Origin of the sequence: Pseudomonas sp. R76 (assembly GCF_009834565.1) — a bacterium.
GTDB lineage: Bacteria > Pseudomonadota > Gammaproteobacteria > Pseudomonadales > Pseudomonadaceae > Aquipseudomonas.
Window position 1 is genome coordinate 5,978,130 of record NZ_CP019428.1, and the last position, 18,300, is coordinate 5,996,429.

The following is an 18,300-nucleotide window of genomic DNA, read 5'->3' on the forward strand; positions in this document are numbered from 1 at the left end:
CATTATAAGCACGCCGGCTCTATGCTCCGGCATTCGCCAAAAGCATGGTGGGTTGACCGACTGGGTTGCCCATGATGATCTAACATGGATTTCGCATACCTATAAAAACCGATGAACCAAGGAGAGTCGTAATGCCCTATGTACCTGTAGCGCAGCTCAAAGATTATGTCGGCAAGGAACTGGGACGTTCCGAATGGCTCACCATCGACCAGGCACGTATCAACCTGTTCGCAGAAGCCACTGGCGATCATCAGTTCATCCACGTCGACCCGGTCAAGGCCGCCCAGACGCCGTTCGGCAGCACCATCGCGCACGGTTTCCTGTCGCTGTCGTTGATGCCCAAGCTGATGGAAGACATCCTGATCATGCCCGAGGGGCTGAAGATGGCCGTCAACTACGGCCTGGACAGCGTGCGTTTTATCCAGCCGGTGAAGGTCGACTCCAAGGTGCGCCTGAACGTGACCCTGACCGACGTCACCGAGAAAAAACCTGGCCAATGGCTATTTAAGGCCACCGCCACCCTGGAAATCGAAGGCCAGGAAAAACCTGCGTACATCGCCGAGTCGTTGTCACTCTGCTTCGTGTAAGGCCTCGCCTGTGGTGAGGTGATAAACCTTGCCACAGTGTATGTAAATTTATGTATGAATCCTGCGGCTGCGGCATACTCGGCGCTCAATTATCCGGATCCCGCTATGCGCCCACTCGCTCCCCTTGCCCTTGCCCTGTTGCTCACCGCTTGCGGAGACGGCGAATCGCTGTTGCCGCCCGATGCGCGCCTGCCCGACGGCGGCCGCTACCGGGGCGATGTGGTCAATGGCTTGCTGCAAGGCCAGGGCCGGGTGGACTACCCCAACGGCAGTTGGTACGCCGGCCAGTTCGACAAAGGCCAGTGGCACGGCCAGGGCGAATGGCATGGCAGCAACGGCGAGGTCTATAAAGGCCAGTTCAAGCAAGGCCTGTTCGACGGCCAGGGCAGCCTGACCACGGCGGGTAGCAGCTACGTCGGCGGTTTCAAGAACGGCCGACGCAATGGCGAAGGCACCCTCAAAGAGGGGCAGATGACCTATCGCGGCGAATTCAAGGACGACCAGTATTCCGGCCTCGGCCGCCTGGAGCTGGCCGACGGCAGCCAGTATCAGGGCCAGTTTGCCCACGGCAAGCCGAATGGCGAAGGCCAACGCAACGACGACAGTGGCAACCAGTTCAGCGGCCACTTTGTCGATGGCCAGCTCGAAGGCAATGGCACGTTCAACAGCGCCGACGGCGACATCTATGTCGGCCAGTTCAAACAGAACCAGCTCAACGGCAAGGGCCGCTATGAAAACGCCGACGGCGACGTGTGGATCGGCCAGTTCAAGGAAGGCGCGCTCAGCGGCAAGGGCGAGCTGATCGGCGTCGATGGCAGCCACTATGTCGGCTACTTCAGCGACTGGCGCTTTACCGGCGAGGGCCGCCTGAACCTCACCGATGGCAGCTTCTATATCGGCGGTTTCGACAGCGACAGCTACCAAGGCAAAGGCACGCTGGTGCTCACCGACGGCACCGTCCAGGCCGGCACCTGGGTCAACGGTATGCGCGTGCGCGATGCCGACGGCAAGTTGTTGCCCGACCCATTGGAAATCGGCGTACTGGCCCAGGGCCGCTTGCTCGATGCCGCGCTCGCCGCCGTGCCGCCCTCGACGCCCGCCGTGGAGCTGTACAGCCTGGCCGTGGCGGGGGATGGCAAGCAAAGCGTGTTCCTGCGTGAAGCCGATTATGTGAGCAACATGCTTGCCACCCGTTTCGGCGCGCGCGGGCAGATCCGCCTGGTCAACCACCGCGACCATATCGCCGACCGCCCGCTGGCCACCCGCGAAAGCCTGCGCCGCGCGGTGCAAACCCTGGCTGAGCGCACCGGCCCGGAAGATCTGGTGTTTATCTACATGACCAGCCACGGCACCCACGAACATGAACTGGTGCTCGACCAACCGCGCATGGAGCTGGCCGACCTGCCCGCCGACGAACTGGCCGCCGTGCTCGCGCCGCTGAAAAACCGCGACAAGATCATCGTGATTTCCGCCTGTTATTCCGGCGGGTTTATCCCGGCGCTGAAAGATGAGCGCACCCTGATCATGACTGCCTCGCGCGCTGATCGCGTGTCTTTCGGCTGTTCCGAGGAAGCGGACTTCACCTACTTCGGCGATGCCCTTTTCGCACAGGCCTTCAACCAGACCGACGATTTACTGCAGGCCTTCAAACTGGCACAACTCCATGTGGCCGAGCGCGAACAGGCGGACAATTTCGAAGCCTCCGAACCGCAGATCTGGGCCCCCAAAGGTGTGATCGCCCATTGGCAATTATTACGCAAGCAGCAGGCACGAAAGGCGCTCGAAAGCGTCTCAATGAATAGCAAGGAAGCCAAAGGCAACTAAGCTGTAACGTGTAACAAGGGGGAAACACCATGTACCTGACACCTCAACATATCCTGCTCGCCGGCGCCTCGGGCCTGACCGGCGAACACCTGCTCGACCGCCTGCTCAACGAACCCACCGTGACCCGCGTACTGGCGCCGAGCCGCAAGCCGCTGGCCGAACACCCGCACCTGGAAAACCCGGTGGGCGACCCGCCGGCGCTGTTGCCGCACTTGAGCGGCCAGGTCGATATCGCCTTCTGCTGCCTGGGCACCACCATCAAGCAGGCCGGTTCCGAAGCAGCCTTCCGCGCGGTCGACCTGGACATGGTCGTGGCCTTCGCCAAGCGTGCACGGGAAATGGGCGCGCGGCACCTGATCGTGATCAGTGCGATTGGCGCCGACCCGAAATCCTCGATCTTCTACAACCGGGTCAAAGGCGAAATGGAACTGGCGCTCAAAGCCCAGGACTGGCCGCAACTGACCATCGTGCGGCCTTCGCTGCTGCTGGGGGAACGCTTGGAGCCACGCCTGGCCGAGCAACTGGCCGGGCCGTTGTCGCGGTTGATTCCGGGCAAGTACCGCGGCATTGAAGTCTGCGAACTGGCCCGCGCCATGTGGCGCCTGGCGCTGGAAGAGCAGGATGGGGTGCGGGTTGTGGAGTCGGATGAGTTGCGTAAGCTCGGCAAATGATCGTTCCCACGCTCTGCGTGGTAATGCCGCCTGGGACGCTCCGCGTCCGCTCTTGAAGGTCGTGACGCAGAGCGTCACAGGATTCACTCCCACGCAGAGCGTGGGAGTGATCTGGGGTTAAAGCCCGCCTGTTGCGTTAAACCCCACCCCCAACACCGTCAACACCGACAGCGGCAACAGCAGCGTGTCGAGCAACGCACTGGCCGGCAGGTCGACATGCGGATAACTCGGCGCCTCAGCGCCAAACCGATCCTTGGCGCAGCAGCCGCCGTTAATCGCATACAAATCCAGGCGCGTGCCGGCATACACCACCGGCGCGCCAGGTTGCGCGGCATCCAGGGTGCGCGCGGTGGCGCAGCCGGTCAGTTGCAGCGCCAACAGCACCAGCAGGGCCTTATTCATCGCTGCTCAAATGGTGCTCGCCCCAACGCGGCAGCATGTCCTGAGGAATGTTCAGCAGGTTGAGAATTCGCGCCACCACAAAATCCACCAGGTCATCGATGGTCTGCGGCTGGTGATAAAAACCGGGTGACGCCGGCAAGATGGTCACGCCCATGTTCGACAACTTGAGCATGTGCTCCAGGTGAATACTCGAATAAGGCGCCTCGCGTGGCACCAGAATCAACTGGCGACGCTCCTTCAAGGTCACGTCTGCCGCGCGTTCGATCAGGTTGTTGCACGCGCCTGTCGCAATCGCCGACAAGGTGCCGGTGGAACACGGCACCACCACCATCGCCGCCGGCGCGCCGGAGCCGGAAGCCACGGGCGACATCCAGTCCTCTTTGCCGTAAACCTTGATCTGCCCCGCCGCCGCACCGGTGTATTCGGTGAGGAAGGCCTGCATCATCTGCACCTTGGGCGGTAGCGCGACGTCAGTCTCGGTAGCCAGCACCAGTTGCGCGGCCTTGGAGATCAAAAAGTGCACCTCACGGTCTTCACGCACCAGGCAATCGAGCAAGCGCAGGCCATACGGCGCGCCGGAAGCGCCGGTCATCGCCAGGGTGACGCGTTCCGGCCCACTCATTTCAACGCCTCGGCCAGCTTGCCATGTAAGCCGCCAAAGCCGCCGTTGCTCATCACCACCACATGGGTGCCGGGCTTGGCCTGATGCTTGACGTGCTCAATGATGCCCTCGATGGAATCGCAGACGATGGAAGGAACGGTACACAGCGCGGCGATGGCCGGCAGGTCCCAGCCCAGGTTGGCCGGCGCGTACCAGACCACCTGATCCGCATCGTTGACGCTTTCCGGCAAACCGTCGCGGTGTGCGCCGAGCTTCATGGAGTTGGAGCGCGGCTCGACAATCGCAATGATGTTGGCGTCACCGACACGCTTGCGCAGGCCGTCCAGCGTGGTCGCAATTGCGGTCGGGTGGTGGGCAAAGTCGTCGTAGATGGTAATCCCATTCACGTCGGCGACTTTTTCCATGCGGCGCTTCACGCTTCTGAACGCACTCAATGCGGCGATGCCCATGGATGGCACCACGCCCACATGCCGCGCAGCCGCCAGCGTCACCATCGCGTTGGCGACGTTGTGCTGGCCGGTCATGTCCCACTCAACGATGCCTTGGGCTTCACCGTCGAACAGCACTTCAAATTTGGAGCCGTCTTCACTGAGCAACCTGACCTGCCACTGCCCGCCTGCGCCGGTGGTTTGCACCGGGGTCCAGCAGCCCATGTCGATCACGCGCTGCAAAGCGGGCTCGGTGGTCGGATGGATGACCAGGCCTTCACTGGGGATGGTGCGCACCAGATGGTGGAACTGGCGCTCGATGGCCGGCAGATCGGGGAAGATGTCGGCGTGGTCGAATTCGAGGTTGTTCAGGATCGCCGTGCGCGGACGGTAGTGGACGAACTTGGAGCGCTTGTCGAAGAACGCACTGTCGTATTCGTCCGCTTCGATCACGAAGAACGGCGTTTCGCCCAGGCGCGCCGACACCGAGAAGTTTTGCGGTACACCGCCGATCAAAAAGCCAGGGCTCATGCCCGCATGTTCCAACACCCAGGCCAGCATGCTGCTGGTGGTGGTCTTGCCGTGGGTGCCGGCGACGGCTAATACCCAACGGCCCTGCAGCACATGGTCCGCCAGCCACTGTGGGCCAGAAACATACGGCAACCCCTTATTGAGCACGTATTCAACCGCCGGGTTGCCACGCACCATGGCATTGCCAATTACCACCAGATCCGGGACAGGGTCGAATTGCGACGGGTCGTAGCCCTGGGTCAACTCGATACCCTGGGCTTGTAATTGCGTGCTCATGGGCGGGTAAACGTTGGCGTCGGAGCCGGTGACATGATGGCCCAGCTCTTTGGCCAGAACCGCCATCGAGCCCATGAAGGTGCCGCAAATACCGAGAATATGAATGTGCATGGTTGACCTCTTGAACATCGGGGCAGGTTAGCGCAGGGAAGGGGAAATCGCACCTTTTATGCGGCCGGGCGGCTGAGCGATTTAAGTGTGTGTGCTTCGCTCAGCCGTGTATTTTTCAGGCCTGCGGTAGCTTACGTGGCTACCCGCCAGGCCCCGCCACTCACGCAGCCTTGTCGCGCTGCGCCTTCATCTTCCGTAGCGCCGCGTTCACCACCGCCAACCGTTTCTCTATGGCATTGAATCGCTCGCGGGCCGTATAGCTGTCCGCAGGGTCAAGAGGGGCCAGTATGTGGCGATCAAAGAACACATTGAACACACGCGCTTGTTCCTGGACGCGGTCCTCGAGCACATCAAGTTCGGCTTCGATTTGATCAAGGTGGCTAATAATGTCGGTCGGCCTGCCTTCGGACGCGTGATCAATGTCTTGTACCTCGCCACCTGCCAGCGCCGTCAGGTCCTTATTGGCCTGCTTGAGCTCGCGCCAAAGTGTCTGCACCCGGGCGAGCCGTGTTTGATCGGCAAGCCTGTCAACGCTGTCGGCGGTGTTCTGTAGCGCGGACTCGGTTTGCGCCTGGGTTTGGCGTTGAAGTGGGTGCAGCATCAACTGCGGCTGTCGGGCGGCCTTTAACGCTTGGTCGATACCAAAGTTCACGCCGGCATCGATAATTGCGCTGACGGTCGCTTGCGCTACTTGCCTGGCAAACCCGACACCGGGCGTGAAACCTTTCAACGGCGCGCCGTAAGGCCCTTGAGTCTTGGGATCACAGGCGTACCACTTGCCATTACATTCAACCGCAACGACATTTACAGGTGCCGTATTCCCGCCCAGAGGCCGGTAAACCCCCTCGGCAATGGCACCTTTCTTCCCGGGCTTGGGTATGTTCCAACTGCCACTGCGACCGCGGATATGACGCAATTTATAAAACGCGGAAAAGTCTGTCCCCCCCAACCTTCTAATCCCGGATTTGCCCAGCTTGTATACCCCCTTCCCCGCATCAAAAATGCACCCGAGCGGGTTAGCAGCCAACACGCCAGCTTTGGCGAAACCTTTTAGAAACCTGAAGCCTGTGCTGAGCGCCTTGACGCCCGCACTCGCGGCACTGATCCCGCCTTTAAGGGCGGGTATGACCAACCCAATAAGATCGAGCATTCCATAAATAATCGCTTCGCCCGTCTTGCCTTCAACGATGCATTTAACGAAGTCGTAGAAGGGAATAAAGCCCAGCATGAACCTGTGGAAGGCCTCTCTTTGAGCCTGTTCCTTTTCCTGTTTGGTTTCCCCTTTGGCCGATGCTTTTGCCGTATTGAACTCTCGCGTATAAAAAGAGCCCACCGCATCGCCCAGCGCAGCGCGCCTTGCTGAAGGCGCTGCTGTCGCCACCGAGTCCAAATGCTTTTTGTCCAATTCGAGCATTTTTAAATCGTAGGCGCCTACTTTTCGGCTAAAGGCAGGCGAGTCATTCCTGACCCGTGGACTGCCGAACACCTCGGCAGGCACGGGCATACCGTAATCATTAAAGGGCTCAACCTGCTTGAAGATTTTCCCTTGGGTTGGCGAATACCAATAACGAACCCTCTTACCCTCAAGCTCCGCGCCAATAACAACGCCGCCCTCTTTTATACAACGCAACATTGGCGTATCAATCGCCTTCAATTCGTCGAACCCCGTCAGAGGCTTCAGGTGTAAGACTGTAAGTTTCCCGCGTTCCAGCATCTGCTGATCTTCATCCGGCAGTTGCGACAATTGATACTTGAAGTTCACGCCCACTGCGTTGCCTATGCCGGCTGTGTAGTGGTGGAACGCTTCGTCGAATTTTTTCTCGATATCCGGCAGATGGAGAATATCAGCCGCAAATTCACCCACAGAAAAATCATTGCCATCAGGAACACGGAAGCGCGACTTCAATTCACCTGACATATAAAGATCCAGCAGAGAATATCTATTCGTACTGTGCTTTGTCTGGCTGGCGCTTTTGAACATTTCCAGCTCAAAGAGGTGCGCTTTTTCTTTGCCGTATACCCGTGTCAACTCAACCAGTGCCAGCTCGCGGCGAGTCGGCATTGGGCCTGTCATTGTCTTGACGGCTTCGACTACCTCACCGACTTGCTTCTCCATCGCAGCGGCTGCACGTTCAATGGTCTCAGCGCTGTAGTCACCCTCACTATTTTCATCAATAACCTTATTGGCTATACCCCAGTCGATCACCGACTGCAGGCCCGCAAGCTCAGACTGGTACTGGCCCGCCTCTGTAACGGGTTCCAGCGCATCGTATTGCATGATCTGAGCATAGCTTTGCCCAGCCGTAGAGCCGGGGGTGTCCTGCTCGCGGCGCGACACCGCCGCGCTGAACGATGCCCATTGCGGTGAACCGTAAACCAGCGTGGGAGGAAAATCCTTGACCAAAAACTCCGGGGCAGACATGGCCAACAGCTGATAGGCCACCACTTTCGCCATCTCTTTACCGACTCGACCTTCCAAGTGCCTCTCAAAAAGCCAGACGATATCCTCTGGCGTCCGCTTCCAGTTGCCTTGCTGGCGCAAATCATACCCAGCCAAATTATTGCGCTGCCGCCCTCCCTCAGGGTCGGCCTCCAACCCTAACGCGGTAAGCAGTGCCTCCTGGCCGCTGGTTTGAGTGGGCACTGCGTCAATCGCCTCTTGCAATTGTTTACCCAATGCCTGGGCGTTAGGGGTATTGATCAATGCGTTGAGAAACGCACCGGGATTTGAGTTGGCCAGCGCACGCTGTGCCGGTGTCAGCGAACGCTTCAGATAGTCCAAAAGAGTCTGGACCTGGCCGGAGGAAGTCAGTGGCACCTGTGTTTGAAGCGCTTTCCAGGCGCCGACGGTGTCGAGTATTTTTTTCTGGCTGTCTTCGCTCAACGGCACGTCTTTGCTTAACAGCCCACCGTAATCCGCCACACTGGGTGCAGTTAATGGCGGTGCGGCCAGCACGCGCGCCAAGTTGGCAACTGCGTCCGGTGTGGTGGGCACTTGCAAGCCATAGGCCTTGAGCACCTGCTTGAGGTTCATCGTGATCGGTTGCGGTTGCTCCTCGTTCCAGAGCAAGGAATACGGGGCGATCTGTACCCTAATGGATTCCAGATCCACCTGGGCGCCGGGTGCCGCAATCTGCGCGTTCAAAACGTCGAGCATGTTATTCAGCATCCGGGCTTCGCCGGTCTTGCGTAAAATCTCCTGAAGCGCGTTGTTGTCACCCGCCACGCTAGTAGACTCGTTATCTGCCACGAGACGACGTTTGCTCGTCTTGGGCGATGCAGCCTCTGTATTAATACTTGATAGGCGAGCATCCGTGCCAGTAACGCCAATACGCTCCGAGTTAACAGCGGGAACCGTCATACCTCACCTCTACGATGATCGGATTAAGCGTTGTTACGTGCACGGAAAATTAGCAGCGTTCACGCGGACGCTTGAATTAATAAAGACATAAAAAAGTCTGGCGCCCTTGTTAACGCAAGAGCTCCAGACTGAGTGAAAGAGTAAGAGACGTGTGGTACACCAGGCACCAAGGCTACCGACACCTTGGTTTATGTGCGCCACTTCAAGGGGTGATGTTCAACTTACGTGCAAGTTTTTCTTCTATCTCTTTTCGCGACGTCATCACTACATCAAGCCGGTCTTCGAGTGTCTTGGTCCGTGTTTCGAGCCCTTCGAGGCCAGGGGGCGCCTCTTCCGGCGGCAACTTATCAGTATAGCAACCTACATTATGTCTCTCTGCCAGGACTTTCGTGTCCTCCTCAAGTTTATCCATCCGCACTTCCAGCTCATCCATAATCGCTATCGGGTCTACCGGCCATTCTTCACCCGGCCGCAGCTCCCTATCAACTTTGCCATAGGTTAATTTCACCACCGCGTCCATTGTCTCGAATATATTGACCTGAGCATTTTCCATACGCTTGCGAAGCGCCGCCGGCAGTTTATTTTCTGCCTCACTGTTGGCCTGATCCGCTTCAGGGGACTGATTCGTCCCTGGCGTAGGCGAGGTAGCCGGAGGCGTAGGCGGTGCAGGCAGATATTTTTTCTTGATTTCTTCTGCCGTTATGGTCGTAAGGACAGTTTCCCCTATTTTGATGGGTATCGCTGCCAACGTACCTGCTGACTCCGAAACGGCACCGTTAATTGCAGTTCTACCCAATTCTGGACGCGAGGGGATTGCCCCCGACTGAAGCAACTTACTGGTCCAGGTCGCGTTTTTGGCTGCGTCATCAGTGGTGAGTTTCGGCGCAGGGGGCCGCGCAGCCTGTTGAGAATGAATGCTGCCAGGACCTCTGAGCGGTTTCGGCACGTCATCGGTCTGCTTATGAGGTTCATTATTACCCTTCACTGCAGTTGCCATAGACCTTGCCACCTTTCCGTGTTTGTCCAGAGGCCTGTTGTAAGCATCAACCCGATAGCCCTCTTTGTTAACTCGGTTGCCGTCCTTATCGATAAATTCTTTTTTCTCATTAATGAGCCGCCCTTCCCGATTGATCAGGCGACCTTGTGGGTCAATTGGGCGGTTCCTGTGATCTTTAGCGACCCCTTGAGTATCAATGCGCTGGTTATATTGATTGATCTTATGACCCTGCTTGTCTATCGCATGACCGTTAACGTCTACCCGTTGATTTGAGCTATTCAACGGCCAGCCTTCGCCATCTGTCTTCTGACCGGGCTTTTTCTCGGGCTTGATAATTTTATTATTGGCATCATGGGTAGCACGCGCCGTGTCATGCGTGTCTTTATTGGTTTTATGGGAAGTTCCTGTAGTGGACTCTGTCGTGGTTCCTGTATCAACTGTATGGTTATTTTTTCTAGAGCCACGACGTGGCGTTCCCCTAGGCTCCCGGCTATGGTCCAACGCATCAGGGGCACTGTCAGAAACAGGATCCAAAGAAGGGGCAAAAACGTTTACTGAAGGAATATTTAGTATCGTTAGAAAACCTATATCAAACATATCATTGAATAATGAGATGCCCTCCTTGCTCTCTACCCTATGTGTGATCCTGCCCCCTCAATCGGTTCCCCAGCAAGTCATGTCCAAACGAAACTTTGCACGCTGTAAAATATTCCTTCATCACGCGCGATGTAACACCCTCATTAGCGCCTAACTTTCCCAGTAAGAAAAATCTGCTATCGCTACTCAATGCGTAACATTACCAGTGACCCCCTTCATACTTTCTTAACTTCCGGTACAGCGTATTGCGACGGATGCCAAGTGTTTGGCCGGTATGGGTCATAGGCCAGCGCTGCTGCTCAAGGGTGCCCAACAGCGCTTTTCACTGGACCTCGTATCACAGTGAAACGTCCGCGGAGGTGATGGGCGCATCAACGTGTGGCAGCGCGATTCAACAGCCTGTTTGAACTCGCCCTCCCCGGGGTGACGATCAAAATGCGCACCTTATTGATCGTCACCCTCATGCGGTTCGGGTTGTCTTACCAGTGCCTACTGGGCTGCCTTCGGTTGAATAGGCTGCTGGGGCGGTGTCGGGCCCGACGCGTTTTCTTGAAACTCTCCTGCCGTCTCAGCATGATCATTACCATCCTTTACAGCAGTACCTGTGTCATAACGAAGATCACGCAACTCTTTCACTTTAATGGGCTTGAAGCCTGGCAACTGAGGGCCGAAGTGTTCCAGCGTCTGGTGATCAAAGCCGTACCAGTTGTTGCCTTGCTTCACGGCAACGACGGGAACCTTGGGACCGCTTTCACCTAACGGCTGATAAGTGCCTTCGGCGATGGTCTGTTTGTAACCTCCGTGTGGGATGTCCCAACTGCGCCCAGGGATGCGAAGTTTGCTCGAAAACGAGGACAAGTTGACCGGCGGCGCCGCATTCAAAGCGGTCTTGCACACTTTGAATAAACCACTCCCGGAGTCATAAAACGCCCCTATCGGGTTAGCAGCCTTTACTCCTGACTTGACCGCCCCTTTGAAAAAAGCAATGGCTGAACTTACCCCTTTGGCGCCGACTTTAACACCTTGGAAGCCGCCTTTAGCACCTGGTATAAACAAGCCGACAAAGTCAAAAACCCCGCTGACAACCGTCTCATGCTTATTGCCTTCGATTATGTTTTTTATAAGGTCGTGAAAAGGAAGGAGGCTCAACATGAAGTTTTTGAACATCTTCGTTCGAGCCTTTCTTTTTTCGGAGTCGCTCATACCGTTAGCCGCGTCTTTAAGACCATCGACCGCTTTTTTATAAAGTTCAGTTACCTGCCCGGCCAAAATGCCGACCCTTGGCGATGGCGTATTCCTCGGCTTAAGAATATGCGGCGGTGGCAGTTCCTCAGCACCGCCGTACTTCCAAATAGGTTTTAAGTTGTAACGTTCCCCCCCAACACTCAAACTGAAGAAAGGTGCGGTGCGACTGGAATTTACACTCCACCCCTCAGGGACGCCAGGCAAAGGGTCACCATTCTTGATAATCTTGCCTAACTGTGGTGAGTAAATATACTCAACCTTTTTACCCTCCAGTATCGTAGTGATGAGAAACGCACCACTTCCGAACATCTGAAATAACGCATTACTCTCACTGTCTTTAGGAAAATTAGAACCCGCCGGCTGGCTCAAATGCCTCATTTCCATTTTGCCAAAATCAAATTTCTTCAGATCTTCATCCGGGAGCTGCGACACTTGATACGCGAACATCTCACCTGCCGCCTTGCTGAAGCTGTCGGCGTACTCATCAAATTTCTCAACGAATTTTTTCTTGATATCAGGCAGCTTCTTAATGCCTGCGTGTAAAACGGCAGTCGTAAAGGTTGAATCCGTAGAACTCCAGCTGGCCGTGAGTTCACCAGACATAAAAAGATTCAACAAGGAATCTTTTTTCAGATTCAGCCCCATGGGGCGGGTGAGTATTTTTTTCTCAAACAGGTGTGCATTTTCTTCGCCGTATATCTCCGTTAATGCCGCCAGCGCCAAATCCCGGCGAGTCGGCAGTGGCGCTAAAACACCTTTCAGAGCAGTCGCCATGCGGTTGGCCTCCTCTTCCAGGGCAGCCGTTACACTCGCGATGGTTTCAGCGCTATAGCCTTCACTGTTTTCCTTAATGATGCCTTTGGCCAGACCCCAGTCGACCACTGCCTGCAGAGCAGCAGCTTTCGTCTGAGACTCCTGTTCCAGGGTAACGGGCTCCAGATCCGCTTGTTCCCTGATCTGAACATAGCTCTGGCCCGCCGACGATCCGGGGGTGCTCTGCTCGCGGCGAAATACTTCAGCGCTAAACATGACCCATTGCGGGGAGCCAAACGTTACCGATTCCGGCACATCCGTGACCAAAAACTCCGGAGCCGACATCGCCAGCAATTGGTAGGCGGCTACTTTCGCCATCTCGGGGCCGACGATACCTGCCATATGGGCTTCAAAACGCTTGACGATCTCGGCTGGCGTACGCCCCACATTGTCTGGTTGGCGCAAGTTATAGCCTGCCAAATTATCGCGTTCCAACTCCCCTGACGACTTGTTGGCTTCCAACCCCAACGCCGTGAGCAGTGCTTCCTGGCCACTGGTAGCGGTAGGCAATGCGCCAATCGCTTCCTGCAGTTGCTTACCTAATGCACGGGCTTGAGGGGTGTCGATCAAGGCTTTGAGAAACGCCTCTGGATGGGTGTCGGCCAGGGCCCTCGAAGACTCTGGAACCGCACGCTTCAGGTACTCAAAAAGACTGGGAGCCTTACCCTCTGCGTCCAGCGGAACCTGAGTTTGAAGCGCCTTCCAGGTACTGACGCTTTCTATTATCTTTTTCTGAGCGTCCTCGCCCAGCGGCACACTTTTAGTCAGCAACCCACCATAGTTGCCTTCACGTGGCGCACTTAACGGCGGTGCGAACAATACGCGCTCCAAGTTGGCAAGTGCCTCCAGTGTGGTTGGAACTTGCAAACCGTAGCCGGCCATCAATTGCTTGAGGTTCATCGTGATCGGCTGCGGCTGGTCTTCACGCCAAAAGGCGGAGTGCGGTGCGATCTCTACGACGATGGATTCCAGGTCCGGCTTCGCGCCGGGCGCCTCAATCTGTTTTTTCAAAGCGGCGAGCAGGTTATGCTGGGTTTCGGCTTCGCCCGTCTTGTTTAAAATAGTCGCAGGCACGTGATCATCCGCCATTGAGTTCGGTTTTGGGCGATCAATAAATTGACGAACAAAGTTCGAATCGACCGTGTAGGTGCTGCGCCCTAACTCTTCGATTTTAAAAACATCGCCACGCCTGAAGGTGCTGTCAGGCGCCAACTTTTTAGCGATGATCATCAAGTTGTCAAACAACGCTTTACCGCCCGCAATAGCGTCAAGTTCAGGCGAGTCTCTATTTATTTTTCTATGCCCCCCGTCAAACCAGATCTCACCTTTATTGTGATCAATGTGAGTAAACGCACCACGCGCGCGCTCCAGTTGCGTGAACGCAGAAGAGTTGGTCGCAAACCTCAGCGCTTCAAGCCACCCCCCCAAGGTCGACTCCGGTGGAACTCGCAGGCGCGATCCGGCTGAATGCTGCTTCAACATATCTTGCTTGAGACGCGCATCCGCCGCCGCTCGGGAAGCCTCAGTGCTACCCGCCGAAGTGTTCTCATGCGTCGTGGACGGGGCACTGCTCGCGCCAGGCTTGAACTGAAGGGCATCATTCTTTGGCGAGCCAAGAGGCGCAATATTTATATTATGCACAGTCATAAGTTATCTCTTTCACGGTTTTGATGAACGGCTCACAAACGCATCTGAATCAACAGCGCGATTCGCGAACACATTGTATAAAGCCGGCCAAGTTTAACGCCCACTTAATGAGCGCCAACTTTCAGAGTCAACCGTTCGAACAGCGCCGAACTAACGAGCTGTTTTAAATCCCTATAACATGAGCGCAGACCAACTGATCAGCAAAGCTAACCTGCCAGTACTTGACATTGAACAGAGGCTCTCTCGGCCCTCAGTTATTAAGTGACCCTCACCACCCAAACAGTTCCAGAACAACTAAGACAGGCAGCGGTTATATCGATTAAATATAACTAACAACCCTATAGATCTACCCTATGAACTAACACCCGCACGTGTGCCTATTCCTCTTTACCCCCCTAATCATTGCGCTTGGACACCACCACGCCATGTTTGCGCAATTTGCGGTAGAGCGTATTACGGCTGACGGCCAGTTGTTCAGCGGTACGGGTAATATGCCAACGTTGCTGTTCAAGCGCAGTCAATAGGGTTTTTCGCTCCGCCTCATCCAGCAGCGACGTGTTCAAACGCGCAACGCTTGGGGTGCGCACGTTCACAGGTAAATCGGCCTCCACAACACGGCCGTTCTCAGCCAACGCCACCAACGTGCGCAACACCATGCGTAATTGCCGCACATTGCCAGGCCAGGCGTAAGCCAGCAGCGCCTCTCGTGTCGCCCTGTCTACTGTGACTGCCTGCCCTGCTGACTCCTGGTCGAGAATGAAATCCAGCAATTGAGCCTTGTCAGTGCGCTCACGCAGTGCCGGCAGCGCGACCTCCAAACCATTGAGCCGGTAATACAAGTCTTCCCGAAAACTGCCGGCCTGGACTCGCTCACTCAAATCACGGTGGGTAGCACTGATGATGCGCACGTCCACCGCCTGCGCAGCCCCACCGATAGGCACCACCATGCGATCTTCCAACACCCTCAAAAGACGGGTTTGCAAAGCGAAGGGCATATCGCCGATCTCGTCGAGAAACAACGTTCCGCCATCGGCCTCTTGCAGCTTGCCGCGCATGCCTTCTTTAAGCGCCCCGGTAAAACTGCCGCCGCGATAGCCGAACAACTCGCTCTCAATCAGGTTCTCGGGGATGGCGGCGCAGTTGATGGCGACGAAAGGTTTGCGGGTGCGCAGGCTGGCGTGGTGCAAAGCCTTGGCAAAGGCCTCTTTGCCGCAACCGGTTTCGCCGCGGATCAGCAACGGCACGTCGCGCTCGAACACCTTCAGCGCCTTGCGAAAATCATTCTGCAAGGCCGGATCACCCAAGCAGATGCCGGGTAACCGTGGCGCCTCGGGCTTGGCCAGTGGCAACGGCACACTGCGCGGCTGGCCACGCAATGCGGCGAACAAACAGCGGCCATCACGGGTTCGCAGCGGCCAACTGGCCGTGGCATTGGCGCAGGCGCGGCCGAGCAGTTCGTCGAGGGAACAGTCGAACGACGCCTCCACCGGCTGCCCCAGCAAACCACCGCGCACCTGGCCGAGCAGATTCAACGCACTCTGATTGACCGCGCAGACGCGCCCTTCGCCATCAAACGCCAGCAACCCTTCACTGAACAGCCCCACGGACTCCGCCTGCAGGTGAAAACGCAGCAGCCAGTGGTTTTCAAAGTGGCGCAGGAAGTAACAGCTCTCGATCATCTTCGCCGACAGATTCACCAGCGCCATGGTGTGGAACTGGCTCTGGCGCGACACCGCCTCACGCGCCGAGGACACGTCCAGCACCGCCAATAGTTCGCCATGAGGGTCAAACACCGGGCTCGCCGAACAGGTCAAGCCGGTGTGGCGGCCACGAAAGTGCTCGTCGCGGTGAATCGTCAGCGATTGGCGCTCCACCAGGCAGGTGCCGATGCCATTGGTGCCTTCGCACGCCTCGCTCCAGTCGGCGCCGAGCCACAGACCGGCGCGCTCGAAAATCTTGCGCTCCGACGGCGCGGTGACGCAGTTGAGGATGACCCCGCGCGCGTCGGTGAGCAGTACCGCATGGCCAGCGCCGGAAAGCTGCTGGTGCAGGCTGTTCATCTCGGTGCCGGCAATGTGCAGCACCTGTTGCAGACGCTCGCGGCTTTCCAGCAAGCGGCCGTGTTCGAGCACGGTGGGGGCGATGCTCAGCGCGGGGTCGAGGTGGTAGTCCTCGATGCACCGCAGCCAGGAGCGCGCGATGGACGGGTCGCTGGCGGGACCGTGCGCTAGGTCTTGCCCGCGCGTAACGGTAAGGACTTGCTGGGCATGGCGACTGAAATGATCGTTTTGCATGTTCTTATTATTCTCTCTGCGGGAGAACAGTCAGCATCCCCTAGCCTCCCGACCATTGCAATCCCGGGCTGACCCACCCGTCACAGGCTGTACCGTTTATGGCACAAACTGTCACCCGGCCTGTACCAACCCTGTCACAGCAACGCCTTGCGACAAACCCTATTCCCTTGATTTACCTGGCCTGCACAGCAGTGGCCCGACCTTTGCTCTACGCTTTATCAAGCGCAAGACCGCTGTACTCCAATAAACATAAAAGCAGGAGATAACCACCATGCGTTACGCACATCCCGGTACTGACGGCGCGATCGTTTCGTTCAAGGCCAAGTACGGTAACTACATCGGCGGCGAATTCGTTGCTCCGGTGGATGGCAACTACTTCACCAACACCTCGCCAGTCAACGGTAAGCCCATCGCCGAATTCCCGCGCTCCACGGCCAAAGACATCGACAAAGCCCTCGACGCCGCCCACGCCGCCGCTGATGCCTGGGGTAAAACCTCAGCCCAGGACCGCTCGCTGGTGCTGCTGAAAATCGCCGATCGTATCGAACAGAACCTCGAACTGCTGGCCATCACTGAAACCTGGGACAACGGCAAAGCCGTGCGTGAAACCCTCAACGCCGACATCCCGCTGGCCGCCGACCATTTCCGCTACTTCGCCGGCTGCATTCGCGCCCAGGAAGGCACCAGCGCCGAAATCAACGAACTCACCGCGTCGTATCACTTCCACGAGCCGCTGGGCGTGGTCGGCCAGATCATCCCGTGGAACTTCCCGCTGCTGATGGCTGCGTGGAAACTCGCCCCGGCCCTGGCGGCCGGTAACTGCGTGGTGCTCAAACCCGCCGAGCAAACCCCGCTGGGCATCAACGTGCTGATGGAGCTGATCGGCGACCTGTTGCCGCCCGGCGTGCTCAACGTGGTGCACGGTTTCGGCAAAGAAGCCGGCGAGGCCCTGGCCACCAGCAAACGCATCGCCAAGATCGCCTTCACCGGTTCCACGCCGGTGGGTTCGCACATCATGCACGCGGCGGCCGAGAACATTATTCCGTCCACCGTTGAGCTGGGCGGCAAGTCGCCGAACATCTTCTTCGCCGACATCATGAAAGCCGAACCGTCGTTTATCGAAAAAGCCGCCGAAGGCCTGGTGCTGGCCTTCTTCAACCAGGGCGAGGTGTGCACCTGCCCATCGCGCGCACTGGTGGAAGAGTCGATCTACGACGACTTCATGAAAGTGGTGATGAAAAAAATCGAGCAGATCAAACGCGGCGACCCGCTGGACACCGACACCATGGTCGGCGCCCAGGCGTCCGAGCAGCAGTTCGACAAGATCCTGTCCTACCTGGAAATCGCCAAAGGCGAAGGCGCGCAACTGCTGACCGGCGGCAAGGTCGAGCAGCTCACCGGCGACATGGCCGGCGGTTATTACATCCAGCCGACCCTGCTCAAGGGCACCAACGAAATGCGTGTGTTCCAGGAAGAAATCTTCGGCCCGGTGGTGAGCATCACCACCTTCAAGGACGAAGCCGAAGCCCTGGCGATTGCCAACGATACCGAGTTCGGCCTGGGCGCCGGCGTGTGGACCCGCGACATCAACCGCGCCTACCGCATGGGCCGCGCGATCAAGGCTGGCCGTGTGTGGACCAACTGCTACCACCTGTACCCGGCGCATGCCGCGTTCGGCGGTTACAAGAAGTCGGGCGTGGGCCGTGAGACGCACAAGATGATGTTGGACCATTACCAGCAGACCAAAAACTTGCTGGTGAGCTACGACATTAATCCGTTGGGCTTTTTCTAACCCTCCCCGATCGTTCCCACGCTCTGCTTGGGAATGCCGCCTGGGACGCTCCGCGTGCCGATGTCTGCACAGGGCTCAAGCCGGGTGCAAGGTGACGCAGAG

The 18,300-nt window shown here is 57.3% G+C and carries 11 protein-coding genes and 1 pseudogene; 4 read left to right on the forward strand and 8 right to left on the reverse strand.

The features are described 5' to 3' along the window. The first annotated feature begins 131 nt into the window (after positions 1–131). The 3 genes from PspR76_RS27035 (at position 132) to PspR76_RS27045 (ending at position 3,082) form a co-directional block, all read left to right on the forward strand. Positions 132–587: a MaoC family dehydratase gene (locus PspR76_RS27035; RefSeq protein WP_005791783.1), complete on the forward strand. Its 456-nt coding sequence runs from the start codon at positions 132–134 to the stop codon at positions 585–587. A gap of 105 nt (positions 588–692) precedes the next feature. After that, a complete protein-coding gene (locus PspR76_RS27040) occupies positions 693–2,411 on the forward strand; it encodes a C13 family peptidase (protein WP_159960168.1) in 1,719 nt (572 codons plus the stop codon). A 29-nt stretch (positions 2,412–2,440) separates the two neighbouring features. Then, positions 2,441–3,082 (forward strand): oxidoreductase, encoded by a 642-nt coding sequence (locus PspR76_RS27045; protein ID WP_159960170.1) that lies wholly within the window; start codon positions 2,441–2,443, stop codon positions 3,080–3,082. A 117-nt stretch (positions 3,083–3,199) separates the two neighbouring features. Here PspR76_RS27045 and PspR76_RS27050 read toward each other — a convergent pair whose 3' ends face one another. The 8 genes and pseudogenes from PspR76_RS27050 to PspR76_RS27085 all read right to left on the reverse strand — a co-directional run bounded on the left by PspR76_RS27050 (position 3,200) and on the right by PspR76_RS27085 (position 16,406). After that, a complete protein-coding gene (locus tag PspR76_RS27050; protein ID WP_159960172.1) occupies positions 3,200–3,484 on the reverse strand; it encodes a YceK/YidQ family lipoprotein in 285 nt (94 codons plus the stop codon). Beyond that, the gene (gene ubiX / locus PspR76_RS27055; RefSeq protein WP_003219402.1) at positions 3,477–4,106 is read right to left on the reverse strand and encodes a flavin prenyltransferase UbiX; all 630 of its coding nucleotides are present in this window, start codon (positions 4,104–4,106) and stop codon (positions 3,477–3,479) included. The genes PspR76_RS27050 and ubiX overlap by 8 nt, the downstream gene beginning before the upstream one ends. Beyond that, a complete protein-coding gene (gene mpl, locus PspR76_RS27060; protein ID WP_159960174.1) occupies positions 4,103–5,452 on the reverse strand; it encodes a UDP-N-acetylmuramate:L-alanyl-gamma-D-glutamyl-meso-diaminopimelate ligase in 1,350 nt (449 codons plus the stop codon). The genes ubiX and mpl overlap by 4 nt, the downstream gene beginning before the upstream one ends. Before the next feature lie 160 nt (positions 5,453–5,612). Next, complete coding sequence (locus PspR76_RS27065) at positions 5,613–8,813, reverse strand: hypothetical protein (RefSeq protein WP_159960176.1); 3,201 nt, start codon at positions 8,811–8,813, stop codon at positions 5,613–5,615. Positions 8,814–9,015: 202 nt separating this feature from the next. Next, entirely contained in the window at positions 9,016–10,407 is a 1,392-nt protein-coding gene (locus PspR76_RS27070) for a hypothetical protein (protein WP_159960178.1), read from the reverse strand. Positions 10,408–10,606: 199 nt separating this feature from the next. Beyond that, a pseudogene (locus PspR76_RS27075) lies at positions 10,607–10,726 on the reverse strand (helix-turn-helix domain-containing protein); the annotation flags it as partial. A gap of 170 nt (positions 10,727–10,896) precedes the next feature. Continuing rightward, positions 10,897–14,112, reverse strand: coding sequence for a hypothetical protein (locus PspR76_RS27080; protein ID WP_159960180.1), 3,216 nt, complete (start codon positions 14,110–14,112; stop codon positions 10,897–10,899). Positions 14,113–14,507: 395 nt separating this feature from the next. Beyond that, the gene (locus PspR76_RS27085; RefSeq protein WP_159960182.1) at positions 14,508–16,406 is read right to left on the reverse strand and encodes a sigma-54-dependent Fis family transcriptional regulator; all 1,899 of its coding nucleotides are present in this window, start codon (positions 16,404–16,406) and stop codon (positions 14,508–14,510) included. A gap of 271 nt (positions 16,407–16,677) precedes the next feature. Here PspR76_RS27085 and exaC point away from each other — a divergent pair, with 271 nt between their 5' ends. Then, complete coding sequence (gene exaC, locus PspR76_RS27090) at positions 16,678–18,198, forward strand: acetaldehyde dehydrogenase ExaC (protein WP_159960184.1); 1,521 nt, start codon at positions 16,678–16,680, stop codon at positions 18,196–18,198. The last annotated feature ends 102 nt before the right edge of the window (positions 18,199–18,300 follow it).